The organism is Castellaniella defragrans (assembly GCF_014203015.1).
Lineage (GTDB): Bacteria > Pseudomonadota > Gammaproteobacteria > Burkholderiales > Burkholderiaceae_B > Castellaniella > Castellaniella defragrans.
Genome location: NZ_JACHIB010000004.1, coordinates 227,708 through 243,375, shown reverse-complemented (window position 1 = coordinate 243,375; position 15,668 = coordinate 227,708). Strand labels below are relative to the sequence as shown.

19 protein-coding genes are annotated in these 15,668 nt (G+C 66.5%); 14 read left to right on the top strand and 5 right to left on the bottom strand.

What is annotated here, in order from left to right; translation table 11 throughout:
- Positions 1 to 105 precede the first annotated feature (105 nt).
- From HNR28_RS04955 to HNR28_RS04945, 3 genes are all read left to right on the top strand, one after another.
- The gene (locus tag HNR28_RS04955; protein ID WP_151024639.1) at positions 106 to 759 is read left to right on the top strand and encodes an isochorismatase family protein; all 654 of its coding nucleotides are present in this window, start codon (positions 106 to 108) and stop codon (positions 757 to 759) included.
- Positions 760 to 840: 81 nt separating this feature from the next.
- The gene (locus HNR28_RS04950) at positions 841 to 1,560 is read left to right on the top strand and encodes a class II aldolase/adducin family protein (protein WP_151024638.1); all 720 of its coding nucleotides are present in this window, start codon (positions 841 to 843) and stop codon (positions 1,558 to 1,560) included.
- Between the two features lie 36 nt (positions 1,561 to 1,596).
- Positions 1,597 to 2,541 (top strand): LysR family transcriptional regulator, encoded by a 945-nt coding sequence (locus HNR28_RS04945; protein ID WP_043681173.1) that lies wholly within the window; start codon positions 1,597 to 1,599, stop codon positions 2,539 to 2,541.
- Positions 2,542 to 2,607: 66 nt separating this feature from the next.
- On the opposite strand, the gene HNR28_RS04940 is transcribed toward HNR28_RS04945, so the two are convergent.
- Positions 2,608 to 2,829, bottom strand: a complete 222-nt coding sequence (locus HNR28_RS04940) for a YgdI/YgdR family lipoprotein (protein ID WP_043681176.1) — start codon at positions 2,827 to 2,829, stop codon at positions 2,608 to 2,610.
- Positions 2,830 to 3,125: 296 nt separating this feature from the next.
- On the opposite strand from HNR28_RS04940, the gene HNR28_RS04935 reads away from it, so the two are divergent.
- Complete coding sequence (locus HNR28_RS04935) at positions 3,126 to 3,740, top strand: ABC transporter ATP-binding protein (protein ID WP_043681179.1); 615 nt, start codon at positions 3,126 to 3,128, stop codon at positions 3,738 to 3,740.
- A gap of 25 nt (positions 3,741 to 3,765) precedes the next feature.
- On the opposite strand, the gene HNR28_RS04930 is transcribed toward HNR28_RS04935, so the two are convergent.
- Positions 3,766 to 4,377 (bottom strand): hypothetical protein, encoded by a 612-nt coding sequence (locus HNR28_RS04930; protein ID WP_043681182.1) that lies wholly within the window; start codon positions 4,375 to 4,377, stop codon positions 3,766 to 3,768.
- A gap of 104 nt (positions 4,378 to 4,481) precedes the next feature.
- Here HNR28_RS04930 and HNR28_RS04925 point away from each other — a divergent pair, with 104 nt between their 5' ends.
- Complete coding sequence (locus HNR28_RS04925; protein WP_151024637.1) at positions 4,482 to 5,414, top strand: ketopantoate reductase family protein; 933 nt, start codon at positions 4,482 to 4,484, stop codon at positions 5,412 to 5,414.
- A gap of 57 nt (positions 5,415 to 5,471) precedes the next feature.
- Here HNR28_RS04925 and HNR28_RS04920 read toward each other — a convergent pair whose 3' ends face one another.
- Both HNR28_RS04920 and HNR28_RS04915 read right to left on the bottom strand, forming a co-directional pair.
- A complete protein-coding gene (locus HNR28_RS04920; RefSeq protein WP_158386237.1) occupies positions 5,472 to 5,990 on the bottom strand; it encodes a DUF2799 domain-containing protein in 519 nt (172 codons plus the stop codon).
- Positions 5,991 to 6,097: 107 nt separating this feature from the next.
- Positions 6,098 to 6,565 (bottom strand): hypothetical protein, encoded by a 468-nt coding sequence (locus HNR28_RS04915; protein WP_158386239.1) that lies wholly within the window; start codon positions 6,563 to 6,565, stop codon positions 6,098 to 6,100.
- A 61-nt stretch (positions 6,566 to 6,626) separates the two neighbouring features.
- Here HNR28_RS04915 and HNR28_RS04910 point away from each other — a divergent pair, with 61 nt between their 5' ends.
- The 5 genes from HNR28_RS04910 to HNR28_RS04890 all read left to right on the top strand — a co-directional run bounded on the left by HNR28_RS04910 (position 6,627) and on the right by HNR28_RS04890 (position 12,171).
- Positions 6,627 to 7,151, top strand: a complete 525-nt coding sequence (locus HNR28_RS04910; RefSeq protein ID WP_151024636.1) for a cupin domain-containing protein — start codon at positions 6,627 to 6,629, stop codon at positions 7,149 to 7,151.
- Between the two features lie 81 nt (positions 7,152 to 7,232).
- Positions 7,233 to 7,973 (top strand): MotA/TolQ/ExbB proton channel family protein, encoded by a 741-nt coding sequence (locus HNR28_RS04905; RefSeq protein ID WP_170288461.1) that lies wholly within the window; start codon positions 7,233 to 7,235, stop codon positions 7,971 to 7,973.
- Between the two features lie 13 nt (positions 7,974 to 7,986).
- Positions 7,987 to 8,415: a DUF2946 family protein gene (locus tag HNR28_RS04900; protein ID WP_151024634.1), complete on the top strand. Its 429-nt coding sequence runs from the start codon at positions 7,987 to 7,989 to the stop codon at positions 8,413 to 8,415.
- 280 nt (positions 8,416 to 8,695) lie between these two features.
- Entirely contained in the window at positions 8,696 to 10,966 is a 2,271-nt protein-coding gene (locus tag HNR28_RS04895) for a TonB-dependent siderophore receptor (protein ID WP_151024633.1), read from the top strand.
- The gene (locus tag HNR28_RS04890; RefSeq protein WP_151024632.1) at positions 10,966 to 12,171 is read left to right on the top strand and encodes a PepSY-associated TM helix domain-containing protein; all 1,206 of its coding nucleotides are present in this window, start codon (positions 10,966 to 10,968) and stop codon (positions 12,169 to 12,171) included. Before HNR28_RS04895 ends, HNR28_RS04890 begins: the two co-directional genes overlap by 1 nt.
- 9 nt (positions 12,172 to 12,180) lie before the next feature.
- Here the strand turns inward: HNR28_RS04890 and HNR28_RS04885 are convergent, their stop codons facing one another.
- Positions 12,181 to 12,495: a carboxymuconolactone decarboxylase family protein gene (locus HNR28_RS04885; RefSeq protein WP_151024631.1), complete on the bottom strand. Its 315-nt coding sequence runs from the start codon at positions 12,493 to 12,495 to the stop codon at positions 12,181 to 12,183.
- Between the two features lie 244 nt (positions 12,496 to 12,739).
- Between HNR28_RS04885 and HNR28_RS04880 the strand changes: the two genes are divergently transcribed.
- The 4 genes from HNR28_RS04880 (at position 12,740) to HNR28_RS04865 (ending at position 15,544) form a co-directional block, all read left to right on the top strand.
- The gene (locus HNR28_RS04880; protein ID WP_244978177.1) at positions 12,740 to 13,285 is read left to right on the top strand and encodes a flavin reductase family protein; all 546 of its coding nucleotides are present in this window, start codon (positions 12,740 to 12,742) and stop codon (positions 13,283 to 13,285) included.
- A gap of 285 nt (positions 13,286 to 13,570) precedes the next feature.
- Positions 13,571 to 14,092 (top strand): MarR family winged helix-turn-helix transcriptional regulator, encoded by a 522-nt coding sequence (locus tag HNR28_RS04875; protein ID WP_151024630.1) that lies wholly within the window; start codon positions 13,571 to 13,573, stop codon positions 14,090 to 14,092.
- 46 nt (positions 14,093 to 14,138) lie between these two features.
- The gene (locus tag HNR28_RS04870; protein ID WP_151024629.1) at positions 14,139 to 15,344 is read left to right on the top strand and encodes an MFS transporter; all 1,206 of its coding nucleotides are present in this window, start codon (positions 14,139 to 14,141) and stop codon (positions 15,342 to 15,344) included.
- Positions 15,308 to 15,544 carry a hypothetical protein gene (locus tag HNR28_RS04865; RefSeq protein WP_244978176.1) on the top strand — a complete coding sequence of 79 codons (237 nt, stop codon included), beginning with the start codon at positions 15,308 to 15,310 and terminating at the stop codon, positions 15,542 to 15,544. Before HNR28_RS04870 ends, HNR28_RS04865 begins: the two co-directional genes overlap by 37 nt.
- The last annotated feature ends 124 nt before the right edge of the window (positions 15,545 to 15,668 follow it).

Genomic DNA, 15,668 nt, shown 5'->3' with positions numbered 1-15,668 from the left:
CGGCTTGCTCATGGTGGACACTCATCGAAAGAAGCGTCCACCATTTTATTTCAAACTATTGAATAAATAAACAAATTAATGAAACACAACACTAGGAGCAAGAAAATGAATGAAATGGCTCATGCTGACGAAAAGTTTTTTCGTGAGCGCGGCTTCGGGTTGAAAATCGGATTCGGCCAGCGGCCGGGCCTGGTCATCGTGGACATCATCCAGGCCTTCACCGACCCCGACATGCCGCTGGGGTCGAACATGGACGCCGAAATAGAGGCCGCGAACCGCCTGATCGATGCCTGCCGGGAGGCCGGCGTGCCGGTCTTCTTCACCACGACCGCATATGACGACGCGTCCTTGAGGGATGGGGGTATATGGGTGCTGAAGCAGAAGGGCGCCGCCACGCTGCGCAGCGGCACGGCGGCCGTCGAACTGGATCCGCGCCTGCATCACCAGCCGCAGGATTCGATCCTGGTGAAGAAGTACGCGTCGTGCTTCTTTGGCACCGACCTGCTGTCCCGTCTGGTCTCCAATGGCTGCGATACCGTGCTGATCGCGGGCTGCACCACCAGCGGCTGCGTGCGTGGCACGGCGGTCGATGCGGTCCAGAACGGGTTCAGGCCGATCATCGTCGCCGAAGCGGTGGGAGACCGGTCGGAAGCCGCGCACAGGCAGAGTCTGTTCGACCTGCAGGCGAAATACTGCGACGTGGTGGCCTTGGAGGAAGCGCTGGATTATCTGAGGACCATTCGGCCCCGGGCCGCCTGACCGGCCAATCGGCCAATCAGCCAGTCAGCCCAGAGGCGGGACGGGATTTTCATCGATGCATGACAGGGTGGATTTTCAGCGATGGATGAGTTGAAGCAGGACCTGGCCATTGCCAACCACATTTTGTTCGATCGGCAGGTGCTGGACGCGTTCGGCCACGTCACGGTCCGATCGGCGGGGGGCGATTCGTTCCTGATGGCACGGAATATGGCGCCCGCGCTGGTGACGCCCGATGACCTCGTGGAGATCGGCCTGGACGGGGAGCCCTTGCGGCCGTCCGGCCATCGCCTGTACCTCGAACGGTTCATACACAGCGAAATCTACCGGGCCAGGCCGGAGGTGCAGGCCATCGTCCACAGCCATTCGCAGTCCGTCGTGCCTTTCAGCGTCGTGAAAGGCACGCCCTTCCGGGCGGTGTGCCATATGGCGGGTTTCATCGGCTGCGGAGTCCCCGTGTTCGACATCCGGGACAGGGGCGGGGACGGCACCGACATGCTGGTCACCACTCCCGCACTGGGCAGGCATCTGGCCGATATGCTCGCCGGCCATGCCATGGTGCTGATGCGCGGGCATGGCAGCACGGTGACCGGCGGGTCCCTGAAGCAGGCCGTCTTCCGCGCGGTGTATTCCGAGATCAATGCCAGGATCCAGCTTCAGGCCAGCGGGCTGGGGGCCGTGACTTTCCTGTCGGAGGCCGAGGCGCATGCGTCGGCGGTGTCGACCGAAGGCCAGGCGGACCGCGCATGGCAGCTGTGGGCCCGGTCCGCCGAGCAGGCGCACCGGTCGCTGCTCCAGGCATGACGGCATGCCGCCTGGCGCGGGCACTGCGAGGGGTCTATGAATCTGCATAATCTGACGCTGCGCAAGCTGCAATGCTTCGTGAAGACGGTCGAATTGGGCAGCATCACCCATGCGGCGGAATCCTTATGCATTGCCCAGCCCGCCCTGAGCCTCAACATCAAGCAGCTGGAGGACGCCCTGGGCGTGGCCCTGCTGATACGCCATGCGCGTGGCGTGGACGTCACCCCGGCCGGCGAGCTGCTCTATTCCAGGGTCAGCTCCCTGTTTGAACTGCTCGAGGTCACCGTCAAGGACGTCTCCAGCCTGGGCCGCAGCGCCGAAAGGTTCTTTTCGCTCGGCATGCCTTCCAGCCTGGTATTGCTCGTGGGCACCGATGCCGTCCTCTCGGCGAAGAAACTGCTTCCGCGCCTTGCGTTCTCCCTGAGGGAAGATCCCAGCTTTGCGCTGGTCGATGCCGTCGAGAACCGCGAACTCGATGTCGCCCTGGCCTACGACGCAAGCGAGCGGCCCGGCGTGTGGCTGACCTCGATGGTGCAGGAGGACGTCCTGTTCGTCACCCATCCCGACATGCATGACGGGCGGGATGCCATTTCCCTCGACGAGGTCCTGGGTTTCAATTTCGTATTCGGAGGGCGCCGGGACGTGGGCCGCTGCCTGATGGAGCGCGTGGCCCACGAACGGGGGCGCACCCTGAATATCGTCTACCAGATGAGGTCCATCGCCGGAATCCGCGAAATCGTCCTGCGCGGAATGGCGGCGACGGTCATGCCCTACGGCGCGGTTGCCAGCGAACTCGGGAGCGGCAGGCTGACCGCCCGCAGGATCGTGGACCCCCGCCTGATCCAGACCATGAGCGTCGTGCGTTCGACCAAGAGCATGGAGGTATTCGCGGAATTCGAGCCCGCCATCATGGATTACCTGTCGGCGCTGGCGGCCCTGATCGTCGAGCGGCAGAACGGGCTGGCCCGGCTCATCCCATAGCGCGGGCTCATCCCATAGCGTCTCCGCCAGGGGCAGGGCCGCCGGGGATCCATTCACGGGCAGCGGTCAATCCACTTCCTCGATCCGCCGGACCTCGGACTTGTTGATCTTGACCTCGCGGCCGCCCTTCTCGTAGGTGACGAAGCCGTCGTCCGTGTCGGTGTTCGGCGCGTCGGCGCTGTAGTCCGTCCGCCCGTCGCGCGTGGTGACGGTGGAGGGGGACGAGCAGGCGGCCAGGATGCTGCCGCTGGCGAGAATGGCGAGGAATGCGAGTAGGGTCTTGGACATGAGCGCCTCCTGTGAGAATGGACTCATGGGTACCTTATCAAGGCATTCCGGGGCCCGATGTAAGCGGGTTCGACAGCGAAATCCCGGACGTCGCGGGTGCGCCCGGCCCCGCGCGGCCGGCCTGCGCCCCCGGTATGCTTCCGATATGCCTGCGCTGTACACGCCGGCCGCCGGCCCGGCGGACGCGGCGCGGCGGTAGGTTCTGCTGACAAAATCGCACAGAAGCGCCCGCGCCTGTTTCCTGATGTCTCGCGGGGAGACTGGCCGTGCGCGCCGTTCGTGCGTACACTTCCGCCATGCTTCGCATCGACAATCTCGGCAAGCGCTACGGCGACCATCCCGTCTTCCAGGGCCTGACCCGGACCTTCCAGCCCGGCTGCGTGGCGCTCTGCGAGGAAGACAGCACCGGCAAGTCCAGCCTGCTGGGCATCATCGCGGGCGCGATCGCGCCGGACGCGGGGGATGTCTGGATCGACGGGCATTCGGTGACCCACGCGCCGCAGCGGGCCCTGGCCCGGCTGGCCTATGTGCCCGACGATTGCCTGGCGTTTCCCGCACAGACCGGGCGTGGGCTGCTCGAACAGGTCGCCGCGGAAAAGCACGCGGCCCTGGACGACGCCGTGCTCGACCTGGCGTGCCGCCTGGGGCTGGAGCCGCATCTGGACAAGCGCTTCGAGCAGATGTCCACGGGAACGCGCCGCAAGGTCTTCCTGACGGCCGCCGCCTTGGGCGATCCGGCCGTCGTCGTCGCCGACGGCCCCAGCAACGGGCTGGACGCGCAGGCGCGCGCCGTGCTGGCCGGGCAGTTCAAGGCCTGGTCACGGGACCGCGTCGTGCTGTTCGCCAGCCACGACGCCGAACTGATCCGGGCCTGCGGGGCCTGCCGGGTCGAGGTGGCCGCCCTGCGCTGAGGGGCGCCCCGCACCCGGCCTTGCGTCAGGCCGCGCCCCGCATCCACTGCAGGTAGGCCGAGCGGGTCGCGTCGGACGCCGCATCCAGCGCCTGCCGATGCGTGACCTGATGCCGCAGCGTCAGCCGCGCATCGGCCACGGCGCGCGACTTGCAATACCAGTGGCAGCTGTGCTGCAGCAGATACAGCTCCGCCGAGAGATGGTAGGCGCGGTCCTTCGGGCTCCAGCGGCCCCCGTTGTCCACCACGTGGCGCAGGCCGGCCGCATGGATGCGCAGCAGCGCGCGGAAGTCCCGCGTCGGCAGCGGCAGGATCCGTTCGGCATAGGGCAGGCAGACCGGCAGCATGCTCATGCAGGTGGCCTGCGCGCCTTCCTGCTGCATGGCCTCGGCCAGCGTCCGTACCTGTGCCGCCACGCTGCGCTCGGCCGCGGCGAAGGTTTCCAGCACCTGGATCTGGCGCGCCTCGGAGGCCTCGTGGATGGCGCGGGTGTAGCCCTGGGTCAGGGTTTCCATGTGGCGTTCGAGCTGCAGGCCGGCCAGGTGGCGCCCCAGCAGCGCGATGCGCGTGCGCTGGTAGTGCGCACGCAGTCCCAGCCATGCCACGGCGGCGATCAGCAGGGTCGATGCAAAGTCCATGGCCCGCGGTTCCTTCTCGTCCAGTCGAAATATCGGCATTATCATCCAGGGCGGGCCGGCCGGTTTGCCGGCCGCGGCGGATTCGGGACGAAAGGAGAAGCGCCATGAGAATTCTGATTGTGGGCGCGGGCGCGGTCGGCGGCTATTTCGGCGCCCGCCTGGCCGCGGCCGGCCGCGAAGTGACCTTCCTGCTGCGCGCGCGCCGGGCCGGGCAGCTGCAGCGCGACGGCTTGCGGCTCGTCAGCCCTCACGGGGACCTGACCGTCCGGCCGCGGTGGATCGAGGCGTCCCGGATCGCGCAACCCTACGACCTGATCCTGCTGGGCGTCAAGGCCTATGCGCTGGACGGCGCCATGGAGGACTTCGCCGCCGCGGTGGGGCCCGATACGATGATCCTGCCGCTGCTCAACGGCATGCGCCACATCGAGCGCCTGGTGGCGCGCTTCGGCGAAAAACCGGTGCTGGGCGGCGTCTGCCGCGTGGTGGCCGAACTGCGCGACGATGGCCGGATCGTGCAGATGGCCCCGATGCAGAGCCTCGCCTACGGCGAGCGCGGCGGCGGGATCAGCGATCGCATCCGGGCGGTGGACGCCGCCTTGCGGGGGGCGGGCTTTGCCACGGTGCTCTCGGACAACATCGAGCAGGCCATGTGGGACAAATGGGCTTTCCTGGCGTCGCTGGCCGGGATCTGCTGCCTGTTCGGCGGCTCGGTCGGCCAGGTCGTGTCGGTGCCCGACGGCGCGCGCGCCGCCCGGGCGCTGTGCGACGAGGCCCTGTCCGTCGCGGCGGCCCATGGCTTCCCCCTGGCGCCGGCCGTGGCCGAGCAGGCGATCGCCGGGCTGACGGACGCCGGCTCGACGATCACCGCCTCCATGTACCGGGACAGGCAGGCCGGCGGTCCGGTCGAGGTCGAGCAGATCCTGGGCGATCTGGTCGAGCGGGCGGACGCGCAACGGATCGACGTGCCCCTGCTGCGGGCCGCGGCGGTGTCGCTGCGCGTCTACGAGGTGCAGCGCATCCGCCAGGAAGGGCGGTAGGGGGGGGCGTGGAGCGGTGGCGCGGCAGCCGCCCGTCCCAGCGGGCGTCCGCTCTGCCTAATAGGACTTGGAGTTCAGCCGCCTCTCCGCATCGCGCAGTTCCTGGCGCGCCTGGTACAGGCGGCGGTCCAGGCTCCTGAGTTCCTCGCGCAGTTCCCGGCGCTTGTCTTCCTTCTTTTCCTGGTCCAGGTTCCGCTGCGTCTGTTCCATCTGGCGATTCAGGGAATCGAGGCGCTGCTGGGCCTGGTAGGCCTGGTAGCCCAGCCGGTGATACGTGAGGAAGGTGCCTTCGAGCCGCGCCGGACACGCATTGCGGTAGCTCCTGCCCGCGCGCCCCTCGCGCGCCGCGTTCTCGGGGGTGCAATATTCCAGCACCCCTTGGTCGCGGCCCTTCCGATACTGTTCGGTATCGGGCACCACCCCGACGCCGGCACAGGCTTCGCGATGATCCTCCACCCGGGACGCCGGATGGCCGTTGCGGCCGTCGCGGTAGCCTTGTTCCTGCCAGTTCGCGCTCAGGCATTCCTTCTCGGACATGCTGGCGCAGCCGCCCATCGTCAGCGCGACGGCGCCCATGCACAAGAGCCGGGCCCAGGCCGCGCCGGGGCTTCTCGCGGCGGGACTCGCGGCGGGACTCATGGAGGGGTTTGTGAAGGGACTCGTGAAGGAACGTGTGGCGGGGCTTATGGCGGGCCCGCCCGTGGCGCCGGGATGCGGCAGGGAAATGTGCCTCGCGGCGCAGCGGCGTGCTTGAAGATTTCGTGCCATTTTTTCTCGGTCTTTTCGGGAAAAACGTTCTGGTTGTCCGATGGGAAATCTGCAAGGCGTCCCGTCCTGGCGGCATTGTAAGAGAAAAAGACAGAAAAGCCGGGTCCGCAATCCGGTTTTTCGGGTGCGGCTCGAAGCGGAGCCTGGTCGTGGCTGCCGCATTGCTGCGGCTGCCGGAAGCTCCTGCTGCGCTTGCGGACGACGAACATGCCCATCGGCAGGATGCGGGCGTTCGCAAAACGGCGTGGCGCTGGGGACACGACAGTGCCGGAGCATCGCCGGATGCCGGAAGAGCATTTGACGGAGTTTCTTTCGGAGATCGGGGCGATGCGCCGGTCCGTGAATGCGTTGCAGGCAAAGATCGAGTACTTGACCATGTTCACGATCACCCGGACATGATAATATCAATAATAATTCTCATTATCATTTGAAGGATGAGCCATCATGTGCTGGATGAAGAAAGAGCGGCGCAGCCCGGTCGTATCGGGATCGATGATGGGCCGCCTGCCGGTCGGGCGGCCCATCATCGCTCTGGCGGCAGCGGCGTGCGCGATCCTGGCCGTCCCGGCGGCTGCGCAGGAACTCGTCCTGTATGGACCGCAAGAAGTGGCCGGGTTTGCATCGGCGCCCAGCGACACGGGTACGCGTGGCCTGACCTTGCTCTCCCATGACCAGGGGCCGGTGCGCGTGATGCGGGCCTGGTTCCCGCCGGATGCGAAGCTGGAGCCGCACGGCAAGATGGATGCGGGCATGGCTGCCATCGTGACGGTGCTGGCGGGCGACATGAAGCTGGCCATGGGCGACAAGTACGACGAGAGCAAGCTCAGGGACCTGTCCGTGGGCAGCGTCTTCGTGCTGACGCATGGCAATGCGGTGCATTTCGCCAGGATGGGGCCGGCCGGAGCGCAGTTGCTGCTGGTGGTCGGTCCGGAAAAGGATCTGAATGCGGATCTGATGACCCGGAAGTAACGGTCCGGATCACACTGTCTGGATCACATCGGCCGGATGCGGGCATCCATCCGGGTCGAAGGCCAGGGCGGGAGACACATCATGCAACTCATCGGTCAGGGCGATATCGTGGTCAGGATGCTGTTCGTCTTCCTGGTGATGATGCTGTTCGCGGCGTCATATCTGTTTCTGGTCAAGGCCGCCGGCCTGACGTGCCGGATTCTCGACGCCAGGAAGTTCCTCTCCGGCCTTGCCCTGGCCGGCTCGTTGCGGCAGATGCGGGAACTCGTCGATCGGCAGACGACGATCCGGTCGTTCTCGCGGCTGGCCCATCGGATCATGGCAGAGAAAAGGATGCTCGATGCGCAGGCCGCGGAATGCGGTGAAGCAGGCGGCACGCATGGTGCAATGGTGCAAGGCCTGATCGCGCAGGAAGCCGCCGAGCAGGCGGCGGATCTGCGCCGGGGGTTGAATGTATTGGCCGCCATGGTGTGGGTGGCGCCCCTCATGGGGCTGGCGGCGGCCGTCTGGCGCGCGGGCGGGATATGGCTTGAATCGTCCCGCGTGAGCTGGACGTCCGCCGGCCTGTGGGCGGACGGGCTCGCCATGATGCAACTGGGGCTGGCCGTCGCGGTCGTCTGCCTGATGGCCTACCTGTGCCTGCTCGTGGCAAATCGCATGTACCTGTCGCAATTCGCTCTGTTCAGGGAGATGGTGGTGCGGATTCTGGCACAGGAGGGCGATGGACGCGCGCAGAAGGTGGGGTTTCGGTCGGGCGGTTCGAGGAGGCCGCACCGCGCCCGATCGGCCGTGTTCTGGCCTGCCAGACGGCGCATCCCATAATATACTCTGACGCATGTTCGCCCTTCGACGAGATCTCCGGCGTGAAAGCACTGGGGTCTGGCAAATCCTGTTTTGCCTGACCGTCTTGTCGTTTCTGTGCCGGGCGATGATCCCAACGGGCTACATGCCGGATGTTTCCGGCGCGCGCGACGGCAAATTTTTCCTCACCCTGTGCACCGTCGGCGGCGGCACCAGCACGGTGTCGGTGGATTGGGATGGCCAGTCCGACCACCCGTCTCCCGATGATCATTTCGATCAGCAGAGCTGCCCGTTCGGCATCGTCGCGTCGCAGGCCGTGCTGCCCGGGCAAGCGTCGCCCTCGCTGGTGGGCCCTGCGGCTTTCCATCCCGTCGTCTTGCCGCATCGCGGCCCCGCGCAGCCTCCGATGCCCGCCCAGGGACCGCCGCTGGGCTCGCGCGCTCCCCCCTCGAACCTCGGTTGACCTTTCGTTTGTGATCGTGCTCGCGCCGGTCATTTTTTAGCGATCCGCCTCCCGAGGTTTTTTCATGTCCGTCTTGCGCGCGTACTTCCGCGCCACGGCCGCGCTGGCCGCGCGTGTCGTCGCGCGTGTTGCCGCCGGATTGACGCCGATGACCGGGTGCGGCCGCATGCGCATTCTTCTCCCTCCCTCTCCCTGGCAGCGGCCGGCCATGCGGGCTTTCGTCCGGTGCGTGCGCGCCTCGGGGAGGATTCCAGATCAGCAATCAGTTGCAGAGAATCACATGGACAATCTTCTTCGTACGAGGGGCGGGACGGCATCGTCCATCCTCGGCACATTCGGCCCGGCCTTGCGTTTGACGGCCATCGCCGTGGCGGTGCAGATGCCGTTTTCCACCCTGACCCTGGCCCGGGATGCGGCCCAGGATGTGGCTCAGGATACAGCCCAGAATGCGGCCCAGCACGCCAAGGCCAACGAAGCCAAGGCCAACGAAGCCAAAGCCCACGACGCCAAGGCCCAGGCCGCCGCGAACGCCGCGGACGCCCCGGCGTCGGTCAACGAGCTGTCGGCGGTGACGATCACCGGCTATCGGTTCTACGCGCCCGATACGAGCGGCATCACCCGGCTTCCCCTGCCGGTCGAGAAAGTGCCGCAGTCGGCCAGCCTGGTGACCGGCGATTTCGCCAAGGCGGCCGGCCTCGAAACCATGGGCGAGATCGCGCAATACACCACGGGCGCGTATTACTCCGGCTACATTCCCAGCTATGGCAGCCAGGTATTGCTTCGCGGCCTGAACGCCGGCTATGCCATCGACGGCCTGACGGTGGGCGACCAGATCGCCGAGCCCGATTCCGTGACGCTGGCGCGCTACGAGGTCATCAAAGGGCCGGCATCGGTCGCCTTTGGCGCGCAGAACCCTGGCGGGATCGTCAATCTGGTCCAGAAGAATGCCTTCGACGCCCCCGACTACCTGTCCGTGTCGGGCGGCTCGTGGGGGCGCTGGCGCGTCGAGGGCCAGGGCACCACCGCGCTCAACAGCGACGGCACGGTCCGCGCCATCGGCGTCTTTGCCCAGGAGCAGGGCGACAGCCAGGTCGATTTCGTGCACAGCAAAAAGAGCGTGCTCTATGGCGGGGTGGATTTCGACCTGGGCGATGACCTGACCGGCTATGTCCGCCTGAATCACCAGCGCTTCAAGACCACCGGATACAACGGCATTCCGGTCCATGCGGACGGAAGCCTGCCCGACCTGCCTCGCTCGTTCTTCGTCGGCGGAAGCGACTACGCCACGGACGCACGGGCCACGAGCCTGAGCGCCGGCCTGACCTGGATGCCCAGCGCGCTCTGGGCCTTCGACCTGAAGACCCTCTTCCAGAAGACGGATCACCGGGGTGTCAACGCGTATGCCGCGGGCTACCTGCAGGACGATGGCGACTTTGCCGTGTCGGGCGCGAAGTACGATCCCTGGAACGTGTACGACTTCACCACCGACCTGTCGGTCACGCGCAGACTCGACGACCTGGGGCTGGAGGGCAGTTCGGTCTCGGCCGACGTCCGCTATCAGCGCTACCGATATTCCATTGCGCAGGACTATCTCGCCGGGACGGCGAACATCCATGACGGCGACGAGGCCGTCAGCCGCACCATCAACGGATTCGAGCCCGGCGGCGCGGGCAGCTACGAGCAGGACCAGGTCATGAGCTACCTGACCGCTTCGACGCAAGCGGTGATCAAGGTCGCCCAGCCCGTTTCCCTCGTGGGCGGCGTGGCGTATTCACGTCCCCGGATCCGCAACCAGGTCAATGACGGCCCCCGAACCAACCTCGATCCGGGCGGCCAGTTCAGCTACCGCGCGGCCCTCGTCTACGAACCGATCGAGGGACTGAACGTCTACGGTTCCTACAGCGAGTCCTTCATGCCGAACTTGCGGGTCGATGAGAACTACCAGGTCCTGCCTCCCATGAAGGGCCGCCAGTACGAAATCGGCGTGAAGCGTTCGCTGGCGGACGGCAAGCTGCTGCTGTCGGCCGCGGTGTTCGATCTGCGGCAATCGAATGTCGCCGTCTACGACAAGGTGGTCGACAACGAGACCTTGTACAAGACGGCATCGGTGCGGCATCGGGGACTGGAACTGGAAGCGACGGGCAAAATCACATCCGCATGGCAGATCCGCGCCGGCCTGGCGCTGCTCGATCCCGAGGTCAGCGACGATCCGTCCAATCCCGCCAGCAACGGCCAGAAGCGCACCTGGATTCCCAGGCAGACGGCCAGCCTGTACACGACCCATGACATCGGGCACGGCCTGTCGCTGGGCGGCGGTGTGCGCTACGTGGGGCGGATCAAGACCTCTTACGACGGCTCGACGCCCGACCTGAGTTCGTATGTGCTGGTGGATGGCGGGATTGGCTATTCGATCGACCGCTGGCACTTCCAGTTGAACGTGAAGAATATTTTCGACAGGAAATATCATCTGGGCACCTGGAGCACGCTGGCCTATGGCGTCTACCCCGGGATGGGGCGCAGCGCGATGCTCACGGCGCGCGTCGAACTCTGATGGCCGCGCTCTCGCCGGCGGGCCGCAGGCGGTGGCGCAAGCGCTGGCTCGACATCCACCTGTGGGCCGGGCTGGCGTTCGGGCTCTGGCTCTCCCTGGTGGGCCTGAGCGGCGCCGTCCTCACCTTTCACCCGGAACTGGAGCGCGCGTTTCATGCGCCATGGTTCCAGACCCGGGATCAGGGTGGCGCGCCGGCATTCAGGCCTCTGAATGAAATCGTCGCGGCCGCGGCCGCCGCCATGCCGGCCGGAGCGCGGTTCACCTTCGCTTTTTATCCGCGCACGGACGACGGCACCTACTGGCTGTACTTCGATGTGCCGGCGACACGGGCCTCGGGCAAGCCTTCCGTCGCTCGATGGGACGTCTTCGTCGATCCGTACACGGCCCGGGTCATGGGCAAACGGCTCAAGCAGGTGGATGGCGAATGGGCTCCGCGCGAATTCTTCGCCTTCATGTTCAGCCTGCACTACCAGCTGCTTGTTCCATGGGGAGTGGGGGAAAAGTTCGTCGGCGTCATGGCCCTGCTGGCAATGGCCTCGATCCTGGCCGGCCTGTACCTGTGGTGGCCCAGCCTGGGCAGGTGGAAAGCCGCGCTGAGCATCAAGCGCCACGCCTCGACGGTCCGGTTCGTCTATGACCTGCACAACGTCAGCGGGGTCTACCTGGCGCCCGTCCTGCTGGCCGTGCTGTTCTCCGGCGTGTACCTGAATCTGCGTCCCGAATTCGTGTGGGTGGTGCAGCAGGTCTCGCCCGCGACCCGTGACCGCTACACCATCCGGTCGCACGCGCCCGCGCCCGGCGCCAGGCCCATCGGTCTGCACCGGGCCTTGCAGATCGCCCGCGAGACCTATCCGCAAGAACGGGCCGACATGCTGTATGAAGCATTCGATGCGGACGCGTCCTACATGGTCTGCACGCGTGGCGCGCGCAGCGCCAGCCGCTTCGCCGATCAGCGCTGTCTCGTCATCGATCAGTACCGCGGCGCGATCCTGCACCAGACGGTGGCCGGCACGGAAACCGCGGGCACGACGCTGATCGCCTGGCAGCGGCTGCTGCATTCGGGCGAGGCGTTCGGCCTGCCGGGCCGGATGCTCGTATTGCTGTCCGGGCTGGCCTTGCCCGTCCTGTTCGTTTCCGGGCTCGTGCGCTGGCTGCAAAAGCGCCGGGCGAGGCGGCGGGCGTCCCGCGCCGGAGGGAGGGCGTGAAGGCCGGGATCATTGGCTTTCGCCGTCGTAAGCCGCCACGGCAGCGGGGACGGCGCCAATGACGACCGCACCCGCGGCGGGCAGGCCAAGAAGAACCGCGCTCAGCACTTCTTGCCTCGATGCGCCGTTCGACTTGGCGGAAAGCACGTGAAATGGAATGCCGGAGGTATTTCCGGTGGCGGCGAGAACGGCGATGTAGGCCAGCTCTTCGGTCTTCTTGTCCAGCGCGCTTGCCGCATCGAGCGATTTTGCGGCCTGCATCCAGGCCTCCGCATGAGCGGGGGCCTCCTGCATGAATGAAGCGAATGCTTTTGATACGCTCATGGATGCTCCTTGGGTGGCTGATGTTTTTTCGGTTGAACCGCGGTCCTTGCACGGTCCATTGCCTTGTCCGGCAGTCTCGTTGATCATTCTGTGGACGATCGGGGCCGTGTGGATCGAGACGATGCCCATCCGGCAGTGTGCGCCAATTCGGTTCGGCTGGCAGCAAGGTCACGGATCAAGGTCACGGATCTGCATGGGTGGCAGGCCGGCCCGGCCATTTCAGGAACTGATGAAGGAGTCCGGCATGATGAAACCCCTCGCCACCGCAAAAATCTTCACGCTGCTCGAACCTGGTCCGGTCGTGCTGGTCACGACACGCCACGCAGGGCAGAACAACATCATGACCATTTCGTGGACGATGGTGATGGACTTCACGCCGCGCTTTGCGATCTGCACCGGTGCGTGGAACCATTCATTCACCGCGCTGGAAAAGACGCGCGAATGCGTGATCGCCATCCCGTCCGCCGATATGCTCGACACCGTTGTCGGCATCGGCACCTGCTCGGGCGCGGACACCGACAAGTTCGCGCGCTTCGGCCTCACCCCCGCCAAGGCCCGCCACGTGCAGGCTCCGCTGATCGCGCAGTGCCTGGCGAACATCGAGTGCAGGGTCACCGAAATCATCGCCCCGCACGGCATCGTCGTGCTCGATGGCCTGGCCGCGTATGTCGATCGCAGCAAACCCGACCCGCGCATGCTGCACGCCATCGGTGACGGCACTTTTGTCGCCGATGGCGAGCGCTTCGACCGCAGGAAGGCGATGCGGTCGAAGCTGCCCGAGGGGGTCTAGGAATCCGGGTGACGCTGCAATCGCCATGCGCCGCGGCAGCTCGATGGGCAGCTGGCTCGTCCGCATTCCAGTGCCTCAATGGGCGCCTCGAAACGATCGGCACGGCGCCGGTGGCCGGGCCGCCCTGGCGGATGGGCAAGCCGGAGGGCCGCTTCGCCCGCGACACGCCCGGCGGAATGCGCCGCCGAAGCAGGCGGTCATGCCGCGTTGATCTGCTGCCTTGACCTTGATCTTGACCGCATTTATGTAGCCTGCTACATTTATCGGAAAGAGGACTTCATCACCATGTTTGAACTCAAAGACCTGCCCAGCTACGACACCCTGGAAGCCTTCGCAGCGCGCTACGGCAATCCGGACGTGCAGGGCCTTCAGACGTGGCTGATCTGGGCCTCCGCGACGCAGGAAATGCTGTCGGCGTTCGAGGCCAATCTGGCGCGCGCCTGCGGCCTGTCGCAGAGCCAGTTCTTCGTGCTGCTGCTGCTCAAGCGCAACCCGGACGGTTTGAGCGTGGGCGCATTGGCCGATGGGGTGTCGGTGACGTCGCAGACCATGACGCGGATGATCGACCGCATGGTGGGCGCGGGCCTGTGCAGCCGCGACGTCGATCCGGCCGACGCCCGCGCCCGGCTGGTGAAGATCACGTCCGCCGGCGACGACATGCTCGGCAAGGCATTGCCCAGCCACTACGCCTGGGTGGCCCAACTGATGAGCCACTTCAACGAAGACGAACGCCGGATGCTCAACCAGCTCATGCTCAAGCTCCACAGGGCCGGCGTGCTGCCTGGTATTGCGGACGGAACGGACTGACCTTTTTTTAAACATTTATGTAGCTTGCTGTTTATTTGGAGCGCACATGCAACCTCAGCACCTGCCGTCCTTTTCCCTGCGCACCTTGTTGGTGGCGTGTGCGCTGGCCGTGGTGTCCCTGCTTTACCTGCCGCTGCCGATCCTGCCGCAACTGGCGCAGACCCACGGACTCGGCTCGGCGGCGGCCGGCGTCATCAGCGCCTTCGGCCTGGCGTATGCCTCGGGTTTCCTGATCTTCGGCCCGCTGTCGGATCGGCTGGGCCGCCGCCGTGTCATGGTGTGCGGATTGATGGCGCTGGCGCTCGTCACCGCGCTGCTGGCCGCCGCCAAGTCGGCACCGCTGCTGCTGGCCGGCCGCGCCGTGCAGGGGCTGGCCGCCGCCGCTTTCCCGCCGGTGGCCATCGCCTACCTGGCCGAACGCGGCACGCCGCGTCAACGGGTGTGGAGCGTCGCGTGGTTGAGCACCGCCTTCCTGTCCGCCGGACTGCTCGGACAGGTCTATGGCGCGTCGGTCGCGGGACGCTGGGGACTGGGTGTGGCGCTGCTGCCGCTGGCCGCCCTCTTCGCCTTGACCGCCTGCTGGTTGTGGCGCACGCCGGCCGATCCGGCCCGCGCTTCCAATGCCCCGCTGCCGGGCGGATACCGCCAGTTCGGCCGGCTGCTGGCCGATCCGCAACTGCGCCGCGTCTATGCTCCGGCGCTGTTGCTTCTGATGTGCTTCGTCGCGTTCTACCTCGTGCTGGATGCGCGGCTCGGGCCGGCGCTGCAGACGCGGGGCATCTCTGCCCTGGCCGCACGCGAGCTGGCCTTGCCGGGCTTTCTCGCACCGCTGGCCGTGGCAGTCGTCATGCCGCGCTGGGGCGCCAGGCGCGTCGTGGCGATCGGGCTGCTCGTTGCTACCGCCGGCCTCGGCTTGTGTGCCTGGGCCGGCCGTGCGCACCTGTACGGGTTGCTGGCCGCCAGCGTGGTGTTCATCGCCGGCATCGGCATCAGCGTGCCGGGCTTGATCGCGCGGGTGGCCGGCGCTGCCGAAGCGCCGCTCCGCGGCCTCGCCGTGGCGTTCTACACCTTCGTGCTGTTCGTCGGGGCCAGCCTGGGGCCGTGGCTGGCGCGGCAGACCGCTGCCTGGCCGGTTGAAAACGCCTTCCTGCTGCTGGCCGCGCTGCTGGGCGCCGCGGCGCTGTACGCGATTTCGGTGCGCCGCACGCCTTCTCCGTGCGCGTCCAGCGCGACGGCCGCGCCGAAACGGTGACGCTGACCGGCATGAAGGTCAAGGCGCGCAACCTGGCCGATGGGCGCTGGTTCTGGGTCATCGTCGGCGCCGACGAAAAGCCGATGGTGTTCGAGCGCGACATCGTGTGGATCACCTTCCCCGGCCGCCGCAAGACGGAAAAGTGGCTGCATGACGCCTGGCTCAAGGAGCAGGGGCAGACCGTCGGCAAAAGCGTGTGAGCGTGAAGCAACGAGGACTTGCAACAGGGAGCGTCACTCTGGTGTCGATATTTTCGGGGAAACGTTCGATGGCCTCGTTCGTCTGGCCTCGTTCGCCTGGCCCGGCAGCGGCAGGCGGCTGGTC